Consider the following 18145-nt stretch of genomic DNA (forward strand, 5'->3'; position numbering starts at 1 on the left):
AGACACGTGCGTGAAGTCCCGGTGCCCCAGGGCGGTGGCCGCGGTCGCCGCTCAGTCCAGGAACAGGTCCGGCAGCAGCGCCTGCGAGGGGTCCACCGCATAGCCGGACAGGTCCTCGATGCCCGCTTCCGCCAGCACCTGGTCATCGATCAGGAAGTGCCCATGGAAGCCGGCGGCGTCCCGCACGAGGACGGCATGGGCCGCGTCGGCCATGATCCGGGGCGTGCGGCAGGCGGCGGCCTGCACGCCGGGAATCATGTTGATGGCATCGGTGGCGATGACCGTGCGCGGCCATAGTGCGTTGATCGCAACGCCCTGTGGCCCGAACTCCGCTGCCAGGCCCAGGCTGACCAGGCTCATGCCCATCTTGGCCAGGGTGTAGCCGGTGTGCGGCCCCCACCATTTCGGGTCCAGCGTGGGCGGTGGCGCCAGGGTGAGCACGTGGGGGTTGGGCGCGCGCAGCAGATGCGGCAGGCACGCCTGCGTGCACAGGAAGGTGGCGCGCGCGTTGACCTGCTGCATCAGGTCGAAACGCTTCATCGGCGTATCCAGTGCGCCGCGCAGCCAGATCGCGCTGGCATTGTTGACCAGGATGTCGATGCCACCGAAGGTGTCCACCGCCGCCGCCACGGCGGCCTGCACCTGCAGTTCGTCGCGGACATCGCATTTCAGCGCCAGCGCCTGGCCGCCCGCGGCGGTGACCTGTTCGGCGGCGCTGTGGATGGTCCCGGGCAACTTCGGATTGGCCACCGCCGAGCGCGCGGCGATGGCGACGTTGGCGCCGTCACGCGCCGCGCGCAGCGCGATGGCCAGGCCGATCCCACGCGAGGCACCGGTGATGAAAAGGGTCTTGCCCTGCAGACTGGCCATGCACGTCCTCGGTTCGAAACGGGAGGGAAACCATTATGGCCGACGTGGCCTGCCCGCCCCGCCGGTGCGCGTGCTCAGGCCTTCGGCCCCTGGCCCTCGTTGTCTTCCCAGTGCAGGATGCGCCGGGTGACGAAGCGGTAGACCGGCTTGCCCGTCGCGAACCAGAGCTCGCGTACCCACGAGGTGCGCTTGAGCAGGCGTTTTTCCACCGGCGTCAACGCGGCGCGGCAGTACATGCGCTTGTGCTTGAGCAGGTGGCGCAGGTCTTCGCGCGCAAGCAGGCGCATCCATCGCGAGCGCGGCCGACCGATCACCGCCAGCTGGAAATCGATCAGCGCCGGGCGACCGTCCTCGGTCACCACCCAGTTGGCTTCCTTGGCCAGATCGTTGTGCGCTACGCCGTTGCGGTGCAGCTGCTGCAGCAGCCTGCGTGCGGCCCGGAACCAGCGCACATCGTCGCGCGGCGGACGCAGGTGCATCGCATCGCCGGCCATGAAGCTGCGGTCCAGCCAGCGCCCGTTCCACGACAGCAACCGGGGCACGTCGGCCATGCCCTGCAGGTGCGCCAACGCGCGCGCCTCGCGACGCGCCAGCCACCACGCCGGTACGCGCAGCCACCATGGCGTGGCGCCCAGGTCACGGCGCACGAAGCGATGATCCCCCTGCTCCACGAGAAGGATGCGACCGAAGCTGTCGGCCTTGAGTGCGCGCGATGCCGTGTTCGATGAACTGCCCATGGCGCATTCTAGGCGATCGGCGGCGCGTCCTGCGGCCGGCTGCCCGTCAGCAGCGCGCCGTTATACTCGCTCGATGGACTCTTCTTGGATCGACGCCACGCTTGCGTGGATTTCGGCTCACCCCGTGCTGGCGGGGGCCGTCATCTTCCTCATCGCTTTCTGCGATGCGGTCATCATTCTCGGCGCCATCGTGCCCGCCCTGCCGCTGTTGTTCGCGGTGGGTGTCTTCATCGGCCTCGGGCAGATCTCCGGCCCCTATGCCGTGGCCTGCGCGGCACTGGGCGCGTTCGCCGGCGATGGCATCAGTTACTGGATCGGCCGGCGCTGGGGCGACCGTCTGCGGGGCGTGTGGCCGTTCAGCCGCTTTCCGCAGCTGCTGGACCGCGGCGAGAACCTGTTCCGCCGCAACGCCTTCAAAAGCATCCTGATCGCGCGCTACGTCGGCGCCATCCGTCCGTTCGTGCCGGCCATCGCCGGCATGATGCACATGCGCGTGAGCCGTTATGTGCAGGCCAGCGGCATCGCCTGCCTGTCCTGGGCGGTGCTGTTCCTGGCACCGGGCTGGGTGCTCGGCGAAGCCTATGACGCCGTGGCCGCGGTGGCGGGTCGGCTGGTGGTCGTGCTCGGCCTGCTCGGGGTGATCCTCGGGCTGGTCTGGGCCATCGTGCTGTACGGCTACCGCTGGTCCGCCGCGCGCATGGACAGCTGGCTGGCGCGCCTGCTCGCGTGGTCACAGCGGCATCCCACGCTGGGGCGTTATTCGGTTTCCGTGTTCGATCCGCAGCGGCGCGAATCGGTGCCCCTGGCGATGCTCGCTGTGATGCTCCTGCTGCTGGGCTGGGCCGGCTTTGCGCTGCTGATGGTGGTGGTTGCCCACGGCAAGCCCCTGAGCGTGGACCTGTGGGTGCACCAGGCCATGCTGGCGCTGCGCAATCCGCTGGCCGACCATCCCATGGCCGCGCTGGCCTCGCTGGGTGCCTGGCAGGTGCTGCTGCCGGCCACGGCCGCCGGCATGGGGTACCTGCTGTGGCGCCGGCGCTGGATGGCGGCCGCGCACTGGCTGGCCGCCCTCGCCTTCGGTCTGGCGCTGACGCTCCTGCTGGGGGCCACCGTGGACGTGGTGCGTCCGCCGGATGCCAGCAGCGGCTTCGGCTTCCCTTCGGTCTCGGTCACGATGGCCACCATCACCTTCGGCTTCTTCGCCGTGCTGATCGCGCGCGAGCTGCCAGGGCGTACGCGGGTATGGCCGTACCTGCTGTCCGGTGGGGTGGTCAGCCTGATCGGTTTTTCGCGCCTCTACCTCGGCGCGCACTGGCTGAGCGATGTCATCGGCGGAATGCTGTTCGGCACGTTCTGGTTGCTGGTGCTGGGCATCGCCTACCGCCGCCGCTTCAACCGCTCGTTCTGGGTCAAACCGGTGGCCTGGCTGTTCTACGGCACCTTTGCCGCTGCCGCGCTGTGGTACGCGCCGCGCAACATCGCGGTGAAGCTGGAGCGCTTTGAACCCGTGCAGGCCGCCCCCCGGGTGATCGATGCCACGCGCTGGTGGCAGCACGACTGGCAGACCCTGCCCGGACGCCGCAACGAGTTCGACGATGACCTGCGCTGGCCGCTGGACGTGCAGGTAGCCGGCCCGCTGGCCCCGCTGCAGGCGCAGCTGGAGGCCCACGGCTGGCACCGCCAGGCGCAGGCCGGCTGGGAAGAAGCGCTGCTGGTGCTGGACAAGAACACCGGTCCTCAGGAACTGCCGGTCCTGCCGGCCACCCTGGACACCCGCGTGGAAACCCTGCTGATGGTGCGCGAGACCGGCGTGGACGATGAGCGCCACGTCCTGCGCCTGTGGCGTGCGCCGGCCGTGCTCGGCCCTGACGCCACGCCGCTGTGGATCGGCAGCGCGCAGACGCTGCGCTACCGGCGGCACATGCACTGGATCGGCATGTGGCATCCGATGAGCGGCGTGGACCCGGCGCTGCGTGCGGTGCGCGAGGCGGTACAGGCGTTGCCGCAGGCCGAGGACCGGCATCCGGAAACCGGGTTGCCGGTGCTGCGCCTGGATACCCGGTAAGGCCCCGCCCCCGCCCACCCAGTCCAGGCCGCTGCCGTCAGAGAGCGGCCATCCAGCCGAGCAGGCGCTGCAGGCGCTCGTGCGGGTCGTCCAGCTGCAGCAGCTGCAGGCGCTGTGCGTCCTGCAGCGGCAGCAACTGGGCCAGCTGCCAGCCGACCCAGGCCGCCTGGTCCATCTGGATCGGCGTGGGTGCCGCGTACAGGCTGCCGGCCTGCTCCACGATGGCTTCCAGTACGGTGGCGAGCAGCGCATGCTCGGGCCGCAGTTCATCGTCCAGTTCCGGGCTGCACCAGCTCACTTCGGCCATCACCAGGCCGTTGTCACGGACCCGCGTGTGCGTCACATGGAAGCGTCGCCCCCCGCGCAGGCGCAGCTGCAGCACCCCGTCGGCGCCCATGTCGAAATCCTCGACCACGGCCTGCACGCCGTACGCCGCAGGGACGGCCGCCGCGCCGGCTTCCGGGCCTTCCAGGATCAGGCACACACCGAACCCGCTGCCCGTGCGGCTGCTTTCGCGCAGCATGTCCAGGTAGCGGCGTTCGAACACCCGCAGGCCCAGCGTGGCGCCCGGCAGCAGGACGGCGTGCAGCGGAAACAACGGCAGCGTGGCGAGCTCGCTCATCGGGCCTGCAGCGCCGCGTGGAAGCGCCGCGGCGCGCCGTCGAAACCGCCGTTGGACATGAACACCACGTGGTCACCCGGCTGCACGCGCGCCTGCAGCTGCGCAAGCAGGGCCTCGCTGTCGGCCACCGCATGGGCATGGCCACGCACGCCCGCGATCACGCGGGCCGCGTCCCATGACAGTTCGGGACGATGCAGGAACACCACCTCGTCGGCCAGTTCCAGCGAAGGCGCAAGCGCGTCGGCATGCGCACCCAGGCGCATGGAATTGCTTCGCGGTTCCATCGCCACCACGATGCGTGCGCCACCGACGCGTGCACGCAGGCCCTCCAGGGTCGTTGCGATCGCCGTGGGGTGATGGGCGAAATCGTCGTAGACGGTGATGCCGTCGGCCGTACCGATGACTTCCAGCCGACGCTTCACGCTGCGGAACTCCGCCAGGGCCGGGATCACGGCGGCCAGGTCCACGCCGACCGCATGGGCGGCGGCCAGTGCGGCCAGGCCGTTGAGCACGTTGTGGCGGCCGAGCAGCGGCCAGCGCACCTCGCCCACGCGGGTGCCGCGGTGGTGCACCACGAACGCACTGCCATCGGCCGCCAGCAGCTCGGCGTGCCACTCCAGGCCGGCACCGAAGCCGAAGCGTTCCACCGGCGTCCAGCAGCCCATGGCCAGCACCTCGGCCAGGCGCGGGTCCTCGCCATTGACGACCAGCCGGCCGCGCGCGGGCACGGTACGCACCAGGTGGTGGAACTGCCGCTGGATGGCCGCCACGTCCGGGAAGATGTCGGCGTGGTCGTATTCGAGGTTGTTGAGGATCGCCACCAGCGGGCGGTAATGCACGAACTTGCTGCGCTTGTCGAAGAAGGCGGTGTCGTACTCGTCGGCTTCCACGACGAACTCGCGCCCACGGCCGAGGCGCGCGGAGACGCCGAAATCCTCCGCCACGCCGCCGATCAAAAAGCCGGGCGCACGCCCTGCCGCTTCCAGCAGCCAGGTCAGGATGGTGGTCGTAGTCGTCTTGCCGTGGGTACCGGCCACGGCGAGCGTGTCGCGGCCGGGCAGCACCCGCTCGCTCAGCCACTGCGCGCCGGAAATGTAGCGCTGCCCCGCATCCAGCACCGCTTCAACCGCAGGATTACCGCGCGAAAGTGCGTTGCCGATGACGACCTCGTCGGTGCCTGTCGGCACACTGTCGGCGCGATACCCTTGGTCGAGGGTGATCCCAAGCCGTTCGAGCTGGGTGGACATCGGCGGATAGATGGCCTGGTCACTGCCACTGGCGGCCTGTCCAAGTTCGCGCGCGAGCGCGGCGACGCCGCCCATGAAGGTGCCGGCTATTCCAAGAATGTGTACGCTGGTCATGGCATGCATTGTCACCCATCCCCACTCGCCGGGCACAGCGCGCGCGTGCGCGTAAGGGAAGTCCTACCCCTGCCGTGCGAAAAGCCCAGCTAAGTGTCGGGGATATCCCGATAGCGACGGTTTATGAACGCGGCGACAATTCATCCTGCCAGCCGCAGTTCCCACCGGTCCTACTCCCCAAGTGGCCATCCCCATGGGAGCTCACGCTGCGGGGCCCTGAGCAAGCCCTACCGCTGGCACCTCAGACGACACAGGCCTGGTCCTCGCGGACCAGGCCTGTGTTTTTTCGGGTCACGGCGCGGCGGTCTCGTCCAACCACGCGCCGCCCCACTCAGCCCTTCTGCGGCAGCACCGCGTGGATGCGCGCTTCCACTTCGTCCAGGCCACCGATACCGTCCAGGCGCGCCAGGGTGCCGCGCTCGGCATAGAAGTCCACCACCGGCGCGGTCTGCTCGGTATACACCTGCAGGCGCTGGCGCACGGCTTCGGGATTGTCATCGGCGCGGCCCTGTTCCCTGGCACGGCCCGCCAGGCGCTCGATCAGCTGCTCGGCGTCCACATCCAGCTGCACCACCGCGTCCAGCGGCTGGCCGATGTCAGCAAGCACGTCGTCCAGCGCCCTGGCCTGGGCGACATTGCGCGGATAGCCGTCCAGGATGAAGCCGTTGGCGACGTCGTCCTGCTTCAGGCGTGAACGCAACATGCCCAGCAGGATGTCATCAGAGACCAGGTTGCCCGCGTCCATCACGGCCTTGGCCTGCTGGCCCAGCGCGGTGCCGGCGGCCACTTCGGCGCGCAGCAGATCGCCGGTGGAGATGTGGGCGATCTTGAGCTTGTCCTTCAGGCGCGTTGCCTGCGTACCTTTGCCCGAACCCGGGGGCCCCAACAGAACCAATCGCATCAAGATAACTCCACCGTGTTGAAAATGAGGGCATGCAGGGACCGGCGGGGCCGATCACGCTGCACCGCAATACCCCCACTTTACCGCATACGGGTAATGTCCCTGCAATGTCCTTCCCCCAGATGGAGTCTTCATGCGACAAGGCACTCTGCTCTACGCCCAGTCCGGCGGCGTTACGGCCGTCATCAACGCCACCGCGGCGGCCGTCATCGAAACCGCCCGCGCACGCGGCATCAAGGTGCTGGCCGGCCGCGACGGCATCCTGGGGATCCTGCGCGAAGACCTGATCGACACCTCGCGCGAGTCGGCCGCGGCCATCCGCGCCCTGGCGCATACCCCCGGGGGCGCTTTCGGCTCCTGCCGCTACAAGCTCAAGTCGCTCGAGGCCGACCGACCGCGCTATGAGCGGCTGCTGCAGGTGCTGCAGGCCCACGACGTCCGCTGGTTCCTCTACAACGGTGGCAACGATTCGGCCGACACCGCGCTCAAGGTCTCGCAGCTGGCGAAAGCCTTCAATTACGACCTGCAATGCATCGGCGTGCCCAAGACCATCGACAACGATCTGGCCGTGACCGACACCTGCCCCGGCTTTGGCTCGGCGGCGAAGTACACGGCGGTTTCGGTGCGCGAGGCCGCGCTGGACGTGGCGGCGATGGCGGAAACCTCCACCCGCGTGTTCATCTATGAAGCGATGGGTCGCCATGCCGGCTGGCTCGCCGCCTCCGCTGGCCTGGCCGGCGATGGGCCGGACCAGGCCCCGCACCTGATCCTGCTGCCGGAACGCGCCTTCGACGAAGCCGTCTTCCTTGCGAAAGTGAAACAGGTGGTCGAGCGGGTCGGCTACTGCGTGGTGGTGGCCTCGGAGGGCATCGCGACCGCCGATGGCCGCTTCGTCGCCGAAGCCGGCGGTGGCAAGGACTCCTTCGGCCACACCCAGCTGGGCGGCGTCGCTTCGCACCTTGCAGGGCGGGTGAAAGATGCGCTCGGGCTCAAGGTGCACTGGACAGTGCCCGACTACCTGCAGCGCTCGGCGCGTCATGTTGCGTCCCGGACCGATTGGGAACAGGCGCAGGCGGTGGGCAAGGCGGCGGTGCGGCTGGCCCTGGCCGGCCACAACGGGGTGATGCCGGTGATCGTGCGCAGCAGCGATCGCCCGTACCGCTGGAAGATCGAGGCGGCGCCACTGGACAAGGTGGCCAACCACGAGAAGAAGATGCCGGCCGGTTTCATCGGGCGCGATGGCTTCGGGATCACCGAGAAGGCCCGTGCCTACCTGGCGCCGCTGATCAAGGGTGAAGCACCCCTGCCGTGGGGCTCCGATGGCCTGCCGAAGTACGTCACGCTCAAGAAGGTGGCGGTGAAGAAGAAGCTGGAGCCGTTCGAGGCCTGACGCAGGGCACGGGCGGTCTGCGCCCTCACGTCAGGCCTGCGTGCCGGCTCCATGCCGGCACGTGCCTCAGCGGCAGGCCTGGCCTTCGAGGCTCTGCTCGGCGGCGAACATCGTTACCTTCGGGATCTCGCCGGCCGCGGCCTGCTTCTTCGCATCGTCCAGATAGATGCGCGACTGGCCCTGACCATCGCGTTCATTCGACACCGCCACCGGCATCCGCCAGACCCGCACCACGGCCTGCTGCGACGGACAGGCGGCATTGGGCACCCGGATCACGTCATTGAGTTTCCAGCCCTTCTCAGCGGAGGGCTGGGCCTTGTTGAAGTCAACGAAGCGCGCCCGCGGCTGGCACTGTTCACTGGTGCGCACCACGGCGAACCGGTACGGCTGCGCCGCATCACCGGTGAACACCCCTTCCAGCCGCGCGCACGCTTCGGGAATCTGGCGCAGCGTGTGCTGCGCGCCCACCGCCTGCGCCGCGCCGACCTCGCGCTTCAGTTCAGGCGCCGGGGCCTGGCCGGCGGCACTGGCGGTAGCGAGGGGCAGCAACAACAGCAGGACGGGCAGGCAGGTACGCATGGCGGGAAAGACTCCGGAGGGGTGGCCGCAGGCTTGCAGATCCAGGCTTAACCCGATGAAAAGATCGTCGCCGCAGCGGTGCCACCGCGGGCCGGACGGCCACCACCGCCCGGCACTATCCTGCTCACGCCGCTGGCCGCATACTGCCCGCACCAGGGAATGCTGAACACCGCCATACGTCGGACGACCGCCAAGGTCGGTACGGGCAGGTTCCAGGCTGCAGCCCGTTTCTCCCCTCGTGGTGACGTTCACCGTCACTGGATGCCTGCACATCCATCTTGCGGAGGGGTTCATGCTGGAACGTCACGGACTGTCACTGGCGCTGCTGTGCGCCATCCTCGCCATCGCCTACGGCATGGTCTCCACGCGCTGGATCCTGCGCCAGCCCACCGGCAACGCACGCATGGTCGCCATCGCCGCCGCCATCCAGGAAGGCGCACGCGCCTATCTCAACCGCCAGTACCTCACCATCGGTGTCGCAGGGCTGCTGCTGCTTCTGCTGATCGGGATCTTCCTCGACGCGTACACCGCCATCGGCTTCGCCCTCGGCGCCGTGCTCTCCGGCGCCGCCGGCTACATCGGCATGAACATCTCGGTACGGGCCAATGTCAGGACCGCCGAGGCCGCACGCCACGGGCTAAGCGCTGCGATGGATGTCGCCTTCCGCGGTGGGGCCATCACCGGGATGCTCGTGGTCGGCCTCGGCCTGCTCGGCGTGGCCGGCTACTACGCCGTGCTGCTGCGGCTCGGCCTGGGGACGGCGCAGGCGTTGCACGCGCTGGTGGGCCTGGCCTTCGGCTCGTCGCTGATCTCGATCTTCGCCCGGCTCGGCGGCGGCATCTTCACCAAGGGCGCGGACGTCGGCGCCGACCTGGTCGGCAAGGTCGAGGCTGGCATTCCCGAGGACGATCCGCGCAACCCGGCGGTCATCGCCGACAACGTCGGTGACAACGTCGGCGACTGCGCTGGCATGGCGGCCGACCTCTTTGAAACTTACGCCGTCACCGTCATCGCCACGATGCTGCTCGGCAGCCTGATGATCGGCGAAGCGGGTGCCAATGCGGTGCTGTATCCGCTGGTGCTGGGCGGGGCGTCCATCATCGCCTCGATCATCGGCGCGATGTTCGTGAAAGTGAAGCCAGGCGGCTCCATCATGGGCGCGCTGTACAAGGGCGTGGTCGTCTCGGCCGTGCTCGCTGCCCTCGCCTTCTTCCCGATCACCACCGCCCTGATGGACGACAACGTCCATGGACCCTACGCCCTGTACGCCTGCGCACTGATCGGGCTGCTGCTGACCGGCCTGATCGTGTGGATCACCGAGTACTACACCGGCACCCAGTATCGGCCGGTGCAGCATGTCGCGCAGGCTTCGACCACCGGGCATGGCACCAACATCATCGCCGGACTGGGGGTATCGATGAAGTCCACCGCGCTGCCGGTGGTGGCGGTGTGTGCGGCCATCTGGGGCGCGCATGCGCTGGGTGGGCTGTATGGCATCGCCATCGCCGCCACGGCGATGCTCTCCATGGCCGGCATGATTGTCGCGCTGGATGCCTACGGTCCCATCACCGACAACGCAGGTGGCATCGCCGAGATGGCCGAGCTTCCGCCGGAGATCCGCGCCATCACCGACCCGCTCGATGCGGTGGGCAACACCACCAAGGCGGTCACCAAGGGCTATGCGATCGGATCGGCGGCGCTGGCCGCCCTGGTGCTGTTCGCCGATTACACGCACAACCTGCAGGCTGCCAATCCCGGGCAGGAATTCCGCTTCGACCTGAGCGACCACGCCGTGATCATCGGGCTGCTGATCGGCGGCCTGATTCCCTATCTGTTCGGTGCGATGGCGATGGAGGCTGTCGGGCGGGCGGCCGGCGCGGTCGTGGAAGAAGTCAGGCGGCAGTTCCGCGAGATCCCCGGCATCATGGCCGGCACGGCCAAACCGCAGTACGACCGCGCCGTGGACATGCTGACCCGCTCCGCCATCCGCGAGATGATCCTGCCGTCGCTGCTCCCGATCGCGGTACCGGTCGCGGTGGGCCTGATCCTGGGACCGCGGGCGCTGGGCGGGCTGCTGATCGGCACCATCGTGACCGGCCTGTTCGTGGCCATCTCGATGACCACCGGCGGGGGCGCCTGGGACAACGCCAAGAAATACATCGAGGATGGCAACTTCGGCGGCAAGGGCAGCGAAGCTCACAAGGCCGCCGTCACCGGTGACACCGTCGGTGACCCGTACAAGGACACCGCCGGTCCGGCCATCAACCCGCTGATCAAGATCATCAACATCGTTGCGCTGTTGCTGGTGCCGCATCTGTGATCGTAGCGCCCGGCACAGGCAGGCGGCGCCCATCACGCCGCGGCGCCGCCCTCCCCGGCATCATGCGGTCTCCTTTCCTGCCAATGACGGATACGATGATCACGACCGAACCGAACATGACCAACCTGTTCCTGCAGCTCGGCCTGGACGCGGGCGAGGAAGACATCGCCGCGTTCATCCTGCAGAACCAGCTGCCATCGGAGGTCAAGGTCACCCAGGCGTCGATCTGGACCGACAGCCAGCGGCAGTTCCTGTCCGAGTCCCTGAAGTCCGACGCGGCGTGGGCCATCGTGGTCGACGAGCTCAACGAAGCCTTGCACGCCGACGCCGACAAGGCATCGAGCGGTCACTGAAGGCGCCTCGTCAGAGACAGTCCGCCAGCGCCTCGTAGGGGCTCTGGCGGCTGCCCGGCAGCGGCGTGTCCAGCGCTTGGCGGCCACTCAGGGCGGCCAGCAGCAGGCGCAGCGGCGTCCCTGGCACCACCGGCAGCGGGCAGGCCCATGTCCGAGATTCCACCACCGGCGCCGGACCGCCACCTTCCAGGACGAACGCGTAGCTGCCCGCGAAACTCCACGTACAGGCCGTCACGGTCCCGGCGGCCCGGTCCACCGAGCAGCGCAGCTGCATCGCCCGCAGATTGCCGAAGTCACCTTCGCAGAACGTGTCCCCGCAGATGTCATCGAAACCGCGCACCAGCGCGCGCTCCATCAGGGCGAACGCTGCCGCGCCCTCCTCCGGGCTGGGATGGTCGCGGGCATCGACATGGCCTGGCGGTGTCCATGAGGCGGTGAGGGTCAGCAGCAGCCCCAGCGCGCTCATGAGGCATGCCTCGTTCCAGCCAGGCATTTGCGCAGGGCGTGCCGCAGCGTCGAGCGCGCACCCGGCAGGCGTGCCGAGAGTGGATCGGCACGCTCCAGGGCCGCATGGAAGGCTTCCACGCCGATGCCCCGGGAGCGCGGCAGGGGCAGCGCGCAGCGCCAGACCACCAGATCGGGGTCGATGCGGCCGGTGGCCTGCACCTGCAGACCGCTGCCGGCGATGACCCAGATGCAGACCGCCACGGTCCGGTCGGCGGTCCGCACCGAGCAGCGCAGCTGCAGCGGCAGCAGGACGCCGTAGCGGGCCGCGCAGTCCCCTGCCGCGCACTCGGCGCGGAAAGCGTCGGCGAGGCGGTCCTCGAGGGCGAAGAACCGGTCCCAGTTGGCCTCCGCCGTGGGATGGTCGATCAGATCGACGAACGGCGCCTTTGCGGCGAACGCGGCGGGTGTGGCCGGAAGCAACGCCGCCCCCAGCAGCAGGCAGGCCGACGCCCATGGGCGGGATCGCAGGCCCGGAACGGTCCACGAACGGTCAAGGTCGTACACCAGAGTCACCCGCAGCAGAGGTAAGGTGCGCACAGCATGGCCGGCGACGGCGCCGCCTGCGATCGGCGTCTCCCACGCCGTCGCTGCGCGGGCGGCGATACCCCTTGTCGGGAAGAAGAACCGCAGAGCGTCGCAAACGCTTAAAATGCACCGCTGTTTAGCCCTCACACGTCGGAGTACATCAATGGGTCTGGAACTCGTCTCCCCCGGCAGGAACCCGCCGGAAGAAATCAACGTCATCATCGAGATCCCGAAGGACTCGGAGCCGGTGAAGTACGAAGTGGACAAGGAAACCGGCGCGATCTTCGTGGACCGCATCCTCTCCACTCCCATGCGTTACCCGTGCAACTACGGCTATGTACCGAGCACCCTGTGCGGCGATGGCGATCCGGCCGATGTGCTGGTCGTGCTGCCGCTGCCGCTTGTGCCCGGCTCGGTGGTGCGCTGCCGTCCGGTCGGCGTGCTGAAGATGAGCGACGAAGCGGGCAGCGACGAGAAGATCCTCGCCGTGCCGGTGTCCAAGGTGTTCAGCGGCTATGCGCACGTGGAAGACATCGAGCAGGTCTCCAGCCACTGGCTGGAGCGCATCGGCCACTTCTTCGAGCATTACAAGGACCTGGAGAAGGGCAAGTGGGTCAAGCTCGATGGCTGGGGCGGCGCCGCTGAAGCCAAGAAGATCCTGGTGGAAGCCCACCAGCGTCACCTGGACAGCAAGGCCTGATGCCTGCTGCGGCGGCGGCGGCACCTCGTGTCGCGGCCGCCGGGGACCGCTCCGATACCTATCTTCGGAGCGATCCGGATCACGTTTCGATCCTTTGGCACGTCCGCGCCTCGGCCGGATCGGTTAAATTGCGACACTTCAAAACCGGTTGCGGCCCAGGCCGCGATCAACAGGGGAACGTGTCGTGCGCATTCTGCTCGTTGGGGACGAAGCCAGCCTTCCGGCTGAGCTGGGTGAATTCATTGCCGATCTTGGGGAAGATTGGGAGCCGATGACCGCCGCAGGCGGTCAGGCCGCCATGTCGGCGGTCGCGGGCTCGGAAATCGATGTGGTGATCGTGGGTCCGGAACTGCCGGATCTGGATCCGACCACGCTGTTCGGCCAGATCCGCACACTGCGTCCGGAGACGATCCGCATCGCGCTGATCGCCGCCCAGCAGGGCGCGCGCCCGCCGCAGGCCCGCCTGATCGGCGTGGCCCACCGCTTCCTGCCGCTGCCCCTGGCGCCGGAAGTACTGCTCGAAGCGCTGACCAGCCTGGAGGAGCTGCGTGACATCCTGGACAGCCCGCGCCTGCGTGATGCCATCGGACGGATCGAGAAGCTGCCTTCGCCGCCGCACCTGTACCTGGCGCTGACCCAGGCGCTGGAAAACGATGACGAGACCGACATGGCCGACATCGTCAAACTCGTCGCCGCCGATCCGGCCATCGCGGCCAAGGTGCTGCAACTGGCCAACTCGGCCTTCTTCAGCAATGGCCGCACCATCTCCGATCTGCGCTCGGCCGTGAACCGCCTGGGGCTGGCGACGCTGCGCGACCTGGTGCTGGCCAGCGAGGTCTTCTCGGCTTCCACGCTGTCGGCTGCGGAGCGCAACTCGCTGCAGCAGCGTGCCCTGCTCGCCTCGCGGCTGGCGTCCCGCCTGTTGCCGGCGTCCAGTGCGGAACTGGGCGCGACCGCCGCGCTGCTGGCTGACATCGGCCTGCTGCTGCCGAACGTGCGCAACGAGCGTACGGAACCGGCGCAGGACGGCGACGAACGTCCCGGCCATGCCGAGGCCGGCGCCTACCTGCTGGGTGTCTGGGGCCTGCCGATGCCGATCATCGAGGCGGTGGCCTTCCATCTGCAGCCGCAGCGCAGCACCACGCGCAGCTTCTGGGTGACCGGTGCGGTGCATGTGGCGCTGGCGCTGGTCAACGGCGACCCGGTGGACGAGGACTACCTGCAGCGCGCCGGTGTGCTGGCGCGGTTGCCGCAGTGGCGCGAGCAGGCCAACGAATTGATGGGCCTGAGCGCCGTCGAAGCCTGACGCCGGCCCGCGGAACCCCGGCGGGGCACGGTCCCGCCTCGTCGGAAGCACAAAGAAGAAGGGCGGGCCTCGCGGCCCGCCCTTCTTTCATTTCAAACCAACGCCTGGATGGATCAGAAGCGCTGGGTGTACTTCATGTACATGAAGCGACCGACATCGAAGCCGCCGTAGTAGGCGAACGCGCTGTTCGGTGCCGAGTACATCAGCGGACCGCGGTGATCGGTCAGGTTGTTGGCACCCACAGCGATCGTGGCGTTCCACGGCGCGGTGTAGCTGACCTGCATGTCATGGAACGTGTTCGAACCGGTCTTGCGGATCGGAGCGGTTTCGCCATTGGCGTAGCGGTCCGGGTTGGTGCAGCCGATCGAGATGCAGTCTTCGCGCATGCCCGAGTAGTAACGCGCGGTGTAGCTCACCGCGAAGTCACCCATCGACCACGACAGGCCCAGGTTCGAACGGACGCGGAACAGACCGGCTTCGCCGGCACGACCGATGGTGATGTCGTTGCCTGCGCTGTTCTGGCCGAGTTCGTCATAGCTGGACAGGTAGCTGGTCTGCCAATCAACGGCGAAGTTGCCGATTGCCAGTTCCGGCAGACGGTACTTGATGCCCAGATCGTAACCTTCGGTCTCGATGCGGCCGAGGTTGGCGGTACCGTAGTTCAGCGCGGTGATGTTGCCGGCCGGTGCGCGCACGATGCCTTCGCAACGCGACGCATTGCCCAGCACGTAGCAGTCACGCAGGATGCGGTCGACGCTGTCGGCGATGATCGCGTCGCTGATCTTGTACTTGTACCAGTCGAGCGAGATGTCCAGGCCCTGCACCCAGCGCGGGCTCCAGACCAGGCCGGCGGTCGTGCTCTTGGAGGTTTCCGGCGCCAGGTTCGGGTTGGAACCGTTCAGGAACTGATCGTTGGTGGCGCACGGCAGGGTCGAGCACGGCAGGTTGCCCTGGCCCAGCTGCACGTAGTCGGCCGGGACGCCCGCCGCGGTGCAGGCACCGTTGCCGGCCACGCTGCCCGGCGCGGTCACGCCGCACGGATCGATGTACTGCTCGAAGCTGGCGCTCTGGCCACCGTAGAGGTCGCTGATGGTCGGCGCACGGAAGCCCTCGGCATAGGTCGCACGCACCAGCAGCTCGTCCATCGGACGCCAGGTGATGCCGAACTTGCTGTTGACGGTGTCGCCGAAGTTGCTGTAGTCCGAATAGCGGCTGGCCGCGTTCAGGCTCAGCTCCTTGGCGAACGGCACGTCCGACAGGATCGGCACGTTCAGTTCGAGGTAGACCTCGTCCAGATCGTACTCACCAATGGTCGGCTGCTGGCCCAGGCCGGTGGACTGGCCCGACTGCGCGAAGGCGTCCGGAACGAACGTACCTTCTTCCTTGCGGTGCTCCACGCCCACGGCGAAGCCGAGGTCACCGGCCGGCAGGGTCACGATGGAACCGGCCAGGTTGGCCGTGAAGCTGGTGGTCTTGGTTTCGCCACGGGTGGTGAAGGTCGGGAACAGGAACTTCTGCAGTGCCGGATCCGACAGCGAACCCTGACCGGCGACACCGAACGGCAGCAGCGGGTTCCACGGCACGCAGCCGTTGGTCACCGGAGCGCCGCCGCGCACGCCACAGGTGGCCACGCCAGCGTCGTTGATGTACGACGGGCCCAGTGCCTCACGCGTCGCGATCAGGCTGGCATCACCGTTGCCGGTGACGACCGACTCGTTGCGGTTGTACAGCGCGCCGACGTCCCAATCGAAGGTCTTGCCGGCGAAGTCGAAGAAGCCGCTGATGGTCGGCGCAAAGCGCGTGGTCTTCAGCTGGCTCTCGGTGGTACGCGGCATTTCCCACAGGCGACGACGGAAATCGATGTCCTGGCCGAGCGGGTTGAACACGCTGTCAGCCGACAGCGGCGTGTCGAACGCCTGCGACTGGTACGGATAGCCGGCGATCTGCTGGAACGTGTTGCGCTCGTTGTACAGGAAATCGGTGTTGAGGCTGATCGAGTCGGTGAAGTCGTAGGTGCCGTTGATGTACAGCGACTTGCGCTCCACGCCGGTCAGCGCGGTCATCTGCTGGTTGGCGTTGGCGAACTCGGACGGGGTCAGCGGGTGGTAATCGTTCGGGTTCAGCGGGTTGCCGCCGGCATTCAGGGTCTGCCACACCGCGTCGCGGCCGCTGCAGTCGTAGATGGTCGGGTTGCACCAGCTGCCGTTCTGGCTCAGCGCGCTCCAGGTGGCCGGGGTGGAGTTCGGGCCCAGGCTGCCGTCGCGGCTGTACCAGCGGTTCTTTGCGTAGACCGGGTCCGCCTTGTTGTACTCGGCCGACAGGGTCAGGCTGCCACGCTCGCCGGTCGCACCCAGCGTCATGGAGTACTGCTCGGTGTTGCCGTCGCCTTCGCCGTACTGGCCGAAGTACGCGGTGGCTTCACCGCCGTCCACGTTCTTGCGGGTGATCACGTTGACCACCGCGGCGATCGCGTCGGAACCGTAGATCGACGAAGCGCCGTCCTTCAGCACTTCGATGCGCTCCACGGCACCCATCGGGATCTGGCTCAGATCCTGCAGGCCCGAGGTGGTGGCGCCGAGGCGCTTGCCGTTCATCAGCACCAGGGTGCGCTCGGCGCCCAGGTTGCGGATGTCGACGTAGTAGCCACCGACGTTCTCGCCCGAGGCCAGCGATTCCGAACGCGAGATGGCCGGGGAGCCGGCCGAGGTCAGGTTGTTCAGTACGTCGGCCACCGAGGCGAAGCCCTGCTTCTCCAGGCTCTCGCGGCTCAGCGTCAGGATCGGCTGCTGCGTTTCCACGTCAGCGCCGCGGATGCGCGAACCGGTGACGGAGATGCGGTCAAGATCAGTGGTGCCAGCTGCGGCGTCCTGCGCCGAGGCGAAGCTCGGGCTCAGCGCCAGCGCGATACCGGCCGGCAGCATGCCCAGCCGCACGGCGGGGGTACGAAAATTCATGTATCTCTCCAAGGTACGTTAGTGGCGTGTTAAAACGCCCCTGAACGTTACGATTGTGTTGCGTACATGGTTTTGCGTGAGCCAGCCGGAGACTTTGCCGATTGTGGCGACAGTTTTGCAGCGACTTCACGGAAGTGCGACGCCGACTGTCCATAGCGGGCCCGGAAGGCGCGCGCGAAGCTGCAGCAGTTGTCGAACCCACTGGCTGCGGCGACCTCCCCGATCATCATGTCGGTGTCACGCAGCAGATCCGCCGCCCGTTCCAGACGCAGCCGGGCCGAAAGCGACTGCGGACTCTCTTCATAGAGGCTCTGGAACGTCTTGGAAAGGTACCAGCTGGAGAAGTTGGTCAGTTCGGCCAGCTCGCCGATGCGCACCACCCGGTGGCTGTTGCCTTCCAGATAGAGGCGGGCGCGCTGCATGCGGCCGAAGACCTGGCGCTTGCGGCTGCGCGACCGGCCGGGGCAGCGCTGCACCGTACCGGCCATCGTGCGCTGCAGGGAGGCCAGGTGCAGCAGTGCCGGACGCAGCCCGTGGGCCGGCAGGCCACTGTCGAGCGCGTCGCGCCACAGGCGCAGGGCGATGCGGGCGTCGCTGCGGGTGAGCTGGCCGCGACCTGCGTAGAGGCTGCAGTCGGCCATCTCGGTGAGCATGCGCATCGCGTCGGTGCTGAGACTGAAACCGATGCACAGGCCACTGCGTCCCGCCTGGACCAAGGGACGGGATTCCTTCTCGAAGGCGATCCATTCACCGCGACGCAGCCGGAAGCGCCCCTCCTTGGCCTCCACCCACGCACTGCCGCGGATCTGCATCCACACAGTAAACGTGGCGCCCGAGGTCTGCAGGCTGCCCAGGCGCGCAACGCCCATGCACGCCGGCGCATCGTCCGGGGACTTGTCCAGGGTGAGGGTCTGACCACGATCAACGAGAGAGAACTGACGCATGAAGGGCACCA

16 protein-coding genes are annotated in these 18145 nt (G+C 68.0%); 6 read left to right on the forward strand and 10 right to left on the reverse strand.

What is annotated here, in order from left to right:
- Positions 1-51 precede the first annotated feature (51 nt).
- Positions 52-870: an SDR family oxidoreductase gene (locus FHY09_RS06660; protein WP_166925385.1), complete on the reverse strand. Its 819-nt coding sequence runs from the start codon at positions 868-870 to the stop codon at positions 52-54.
- Between the two features lie 74 nt (positions 871-944).
- A complete protein-coding gene (locus FHY09_RS06665) occupies positions 945-1607 on the reverse strand; it encodes a protein kinase family protein (RefSeq protein WP_166925387.1) in 663 nt (220 codons plus the stop codon).
- Positions 1608-1680: 73 nt separating this feature from the next.
- Here FHY09_RS06665 and FHY09_RS06670 point away from each other — a divergent pair, with 73 nt between their 5' ends.
- A complete protein-coding gene (locus FHY09_RS06670) occupies positions 1681-3672 on the forward strand; it encodes a bifunctional DedA family/phosphatase PAP2 family protein (RefSeq protein WP_166925389.1) in 1992 nt (663 codons plus the stop codon).
- A 37-nt stretch (positions 3673-3709) separates the two neighbouring features.
- Here FHY09_RS06670 and FHY09_RS06675 read toward each other — a convergent pair whose 3' ends face one another.
- The 3 genes from FHY09_RS06675 to FHY09_RS06685 form a co-directional block, all read right to left on the reverse strand.
- A complete protein-coding gene (locus tag FHY09_RS06675; RefSeq protein ID WP_166925391.1) occupies positions 3710-4294 on the reverse strand; it encodes an LON peptidase substrate-binding domain-containing protein in 585 nt (194 codons plus the stop codon).
- Positions 4291-5655: a UDP-N-acetylmuramate:L-alanyl-gamma-D-glutamyl-meso-diaminopimelate ligase gene (gene mpl, locus FHY09_RS06680; RefSeq protein ID WP_166925393.1), complete on the reverse strand. Its 1365-nt coding sequence runs from the start codon at positions 5653-5655 to the stop codon at positions 4291-4293. The genes FHY09_RS06675 and mpl overlap by 4 nt, the downstream gene beginning before the upstream one ends.
- Before the next feature lie 331 nt (positions 5656-5986).
- Complete coding sequence (locus FHY09_RS06685) at positions 5987-6556, reverse strand: adenylate kinase (RefSeq protein WP_166925396.1); 570 nt, start codon at positions 6554-6556, stop codon at positions 5987-5989.
- Between the two features lie 133 nt (positions 6557-6689).
- Between FHY09_RS06685 and FHY09_RS06690 the strand changes: the two genes are divergently transcribed.
- Complete coding sequence (locus FHY09_RS06690; RefSeq protein WP_166925398.1) at positions 6690-7946, forward strand: 6-phosphofructokinase; 1257 nt, start codon at positions 6690-6692, stop codon at positions 7944-7946.
- Between the two features lie 66 nt (positions 7947-8012).
- Here the strand turns inward: FHY09_RS06690 and FHY09_RS06695 are convergent, their stop codons facing one another.
- Positions 8013-8525, reverse strand: a complete 513-nt coding sequence (locus FHY09_RS06695; RefSeq protein ID WP_166925400.1) for a hypothetical protein — start codon at positions 8523-8525, stop codon at positions 8013-8015.
- Positions 8526-8817: 292 nt separating this feature from the next.
- Between FHY09_RS06695 and FHY09_RS06700 the strand changes: the two genes are divergently transcribed.
- Both FHY09_RS06700 and FHY09_RS06705 read left to right on the forward strand, forming a co-directional pair.
- Positions 8818-10845 carry a sodium-translocating pyrophosphatase gene (locus FHY09_RS06700; protein ID WP_166925402.1) on the forward strand — a complete coding sequence of 676 codons (2028 nt, stop codon included), beginning with the start codon at positions 8818-8820 and terminating at the stop codon, positions 10843-10845.
- A 95-nt stretch (positions 10846-10940) separates the two neighbouring features.
- Positions 10941-11198: a DUF2789 domain-containing protein gene (locus FHY09_RS06705; RefSeq protein ID WP_166925404.1), complete on the forward strand. Its 258-nt coding sequence runs from the start codon at positions 10941-10943 to the stop codon at positions 11196-11198.
- 10 nt (positions 11199-11208) lie between these two features.
- Here the strand turns inward: FHY09_RS06705 and FHY09_RS06710 are convergent, their stop codons facing one another.
- The gene (locus FHY09_RS06710; protein WP_166925406.1) at positions 11209-11664 is read right to left on the reverse strand and encodes a hypothetical protein; all 456 of its coding nucleotides are present in this window, start codon (positions 11662-11664) and stop codon (positions 11209-11211) included.
- Positions 11661-12242 carry a hypothetical protein gene (locus tag FHY09_RS06715; RefSeq protein ID WP_208407585.1) on the reverse strand — a complete coding sequence of 194 codons (582 nt, stop codon included), beginning with the start codon at positions 12240-12242 and terminating at the stop codon, positions 11661-11663. Before FHY09_RS06715 ends, FHY09_RS06710 begins: the two co-directional genes overlap by 4 nt.
- 151 nt (positions 12243-12393) lie before the next feature.
- Between FHY09_RS06715 and ppa the strand changes: the two genes are divergently transcribed.
- Positions 12394-12930, forward strand: coding sequence for an inorganic diphosphatase (gene ppa, locus FHY09_RS06720; protein WP_166925408.1), 537 nt, complete (start codon positions 12394-12396; stop codon positions 12928-12930).
- Between the two features lie 184 nt (positions 12931-13114).
- A complete protein-coding gene (locus FHY09_RS06725; RefSeq protein ID WP_166925410.1) occupies positions 13115-14236 on the forward strand; it encodes an HDOD domain-containing protein in 1122 nt (373 codons plus the stop codon).
- 113 nt (positions 14237-14349) lie between these two features.
- Here FHY09_RS06725 and FHY09_RS06730 read toward each other — a convergent pair whose 3' ends face one another.
- Positions 14350-17190 (reverse strand): TonB-dependent receptor, encoded by a 2841-nt coding sequence (locus tag FHY09_RS06730; protein ID WP_166925412.1) that lies wholly within the window; start codon positions 17188-17190, stop codon positions 14350-14352.
- Between the two features lie 47 nt (positions 17191-17237).
- Positions 17238-18134 carry a helix-turn-helix transcriptional regulator gene (locus FHY09_RS06735; protein WP_166925414.1) on the reverse strand — a complete coding sequence of 299 codons (897 nt, stop codon included), beginning with the start codon at positions 18132-18134 and terminating at the stop codon, positions 17238-17240.
- Between the last annotated feature and the right edge of the window lie 11 nt (positions 18135-18145).

This window comes from Xanthomonas sp. 60, assembly GCF_011761925.1.

What these genes read in the sequence shown, in the direction of transcription:
- mpl (WP_166925393.1), bottom strand. Translation starts at nt 5,655, where the DNA reads ATGACCAGCGTACACATTCTTGGAATAGCCGGCACCTTCATGGGCGGC.
- FHY09_RS06690 (WP_166925398.1), top strand. Translation starts at nt 6,690, where the DNA reads ATGCGACAAGGCACTCTGCTCTACGCCCAGTCCGGCGGCGTTACGGCC.
- FHY09_RS06665 (WP_166925387.1), bottom strand. Translation starts at nt 1,607, where the DNA reads ATGGGCAGTTCATCGAACACGGCATCGCGCGCACTCAAGGCCGACAGC.
- FHY09_RS06695 (WP_166925400.1), bottom strand. Translation starts at nt 8,525, where the DNA reads ATGCGTACCTGCCTGCCCGTCCTGCTGTTGTTGCTGCCCCTCGCTACC.
- FHY09_RS06730 (WP_166925412.1), bottom strand. Translation starts at nt 17,190, where the DNA reads ATGAATTTTCGTACCCCCGCCGTGCGGCTGGGCATGCTGCCGGCCGGT.
- FHY09_RS06675 (WP_166925391.1), bottom strand. Translation starts at nt 4,294, where the DNA reads ATGAGCGAGCTCGCCACGCTGCCGTTGTTTCCGCTGCACGCCGTCCTG.
- FHY09_RS06685 (WP_166925396.1), bottom strand. Translation starts at nt 6,556, where the DNA reads ATGCGATTGGTTCTGTTGGGGCCCCCGGGTTCGGGCAAAGGTACGCAG.
- FHY09_RS06710 (WP_166925406.1), bottom strand. Translation starts at nt 11,664, where the DNA reads ATGAGCGCGCTGGGGCTGCTGCTGACCCTCACCGCCTCATGGACACCG.
- FHY09_RS06700 (WP_166925402.1), top strand. Translation starts at nt 8,818, where the DNA reads ATGCTGGAACGTCACGGACTGTCACTGGCGCTGCTGTGCGCCATCCTC.
- FHY09_RS06660 (WP_166925385.1), bottom strand. Translation starts at nt 870, where the DNA reads ATGGCCAGTCTGCAGGGCAAGACCCTTTTCATCACCGGTGCCTCGCGT.
- ppa (WP_166925408.1), top strand. Translation starts at nt 12,394, where the DNA reads ATGGGTCTGGAACTCGTCTCCCCCGGCAGGAACCCGCCGGAAGAAATC.
- FHY09_RS06670 (WP_166925389.1), top strand. Translation starts at nt 1,681, where the DNA reads ATGGACTCTTCTTGGATCGACGCCACGCTTGCGTGGATTTCGGCTCAC.
- FHY09_RS06705 (WP_166925404.1), top strand. Translation starts at nt 10,941, where the DNA reads ATGATCACGACCGAACCGAACATGACCAACCTGTTCCTGCAGCTCGGC.
- FHY09_RS06735 (WP_166925414.1), bottom strand. Translation starts at nt 18,134, where the DNA reads ATGCGTCAGTTCTCTCTCGTTGATCGTGGTCAGACCCTCACCCTGGAC.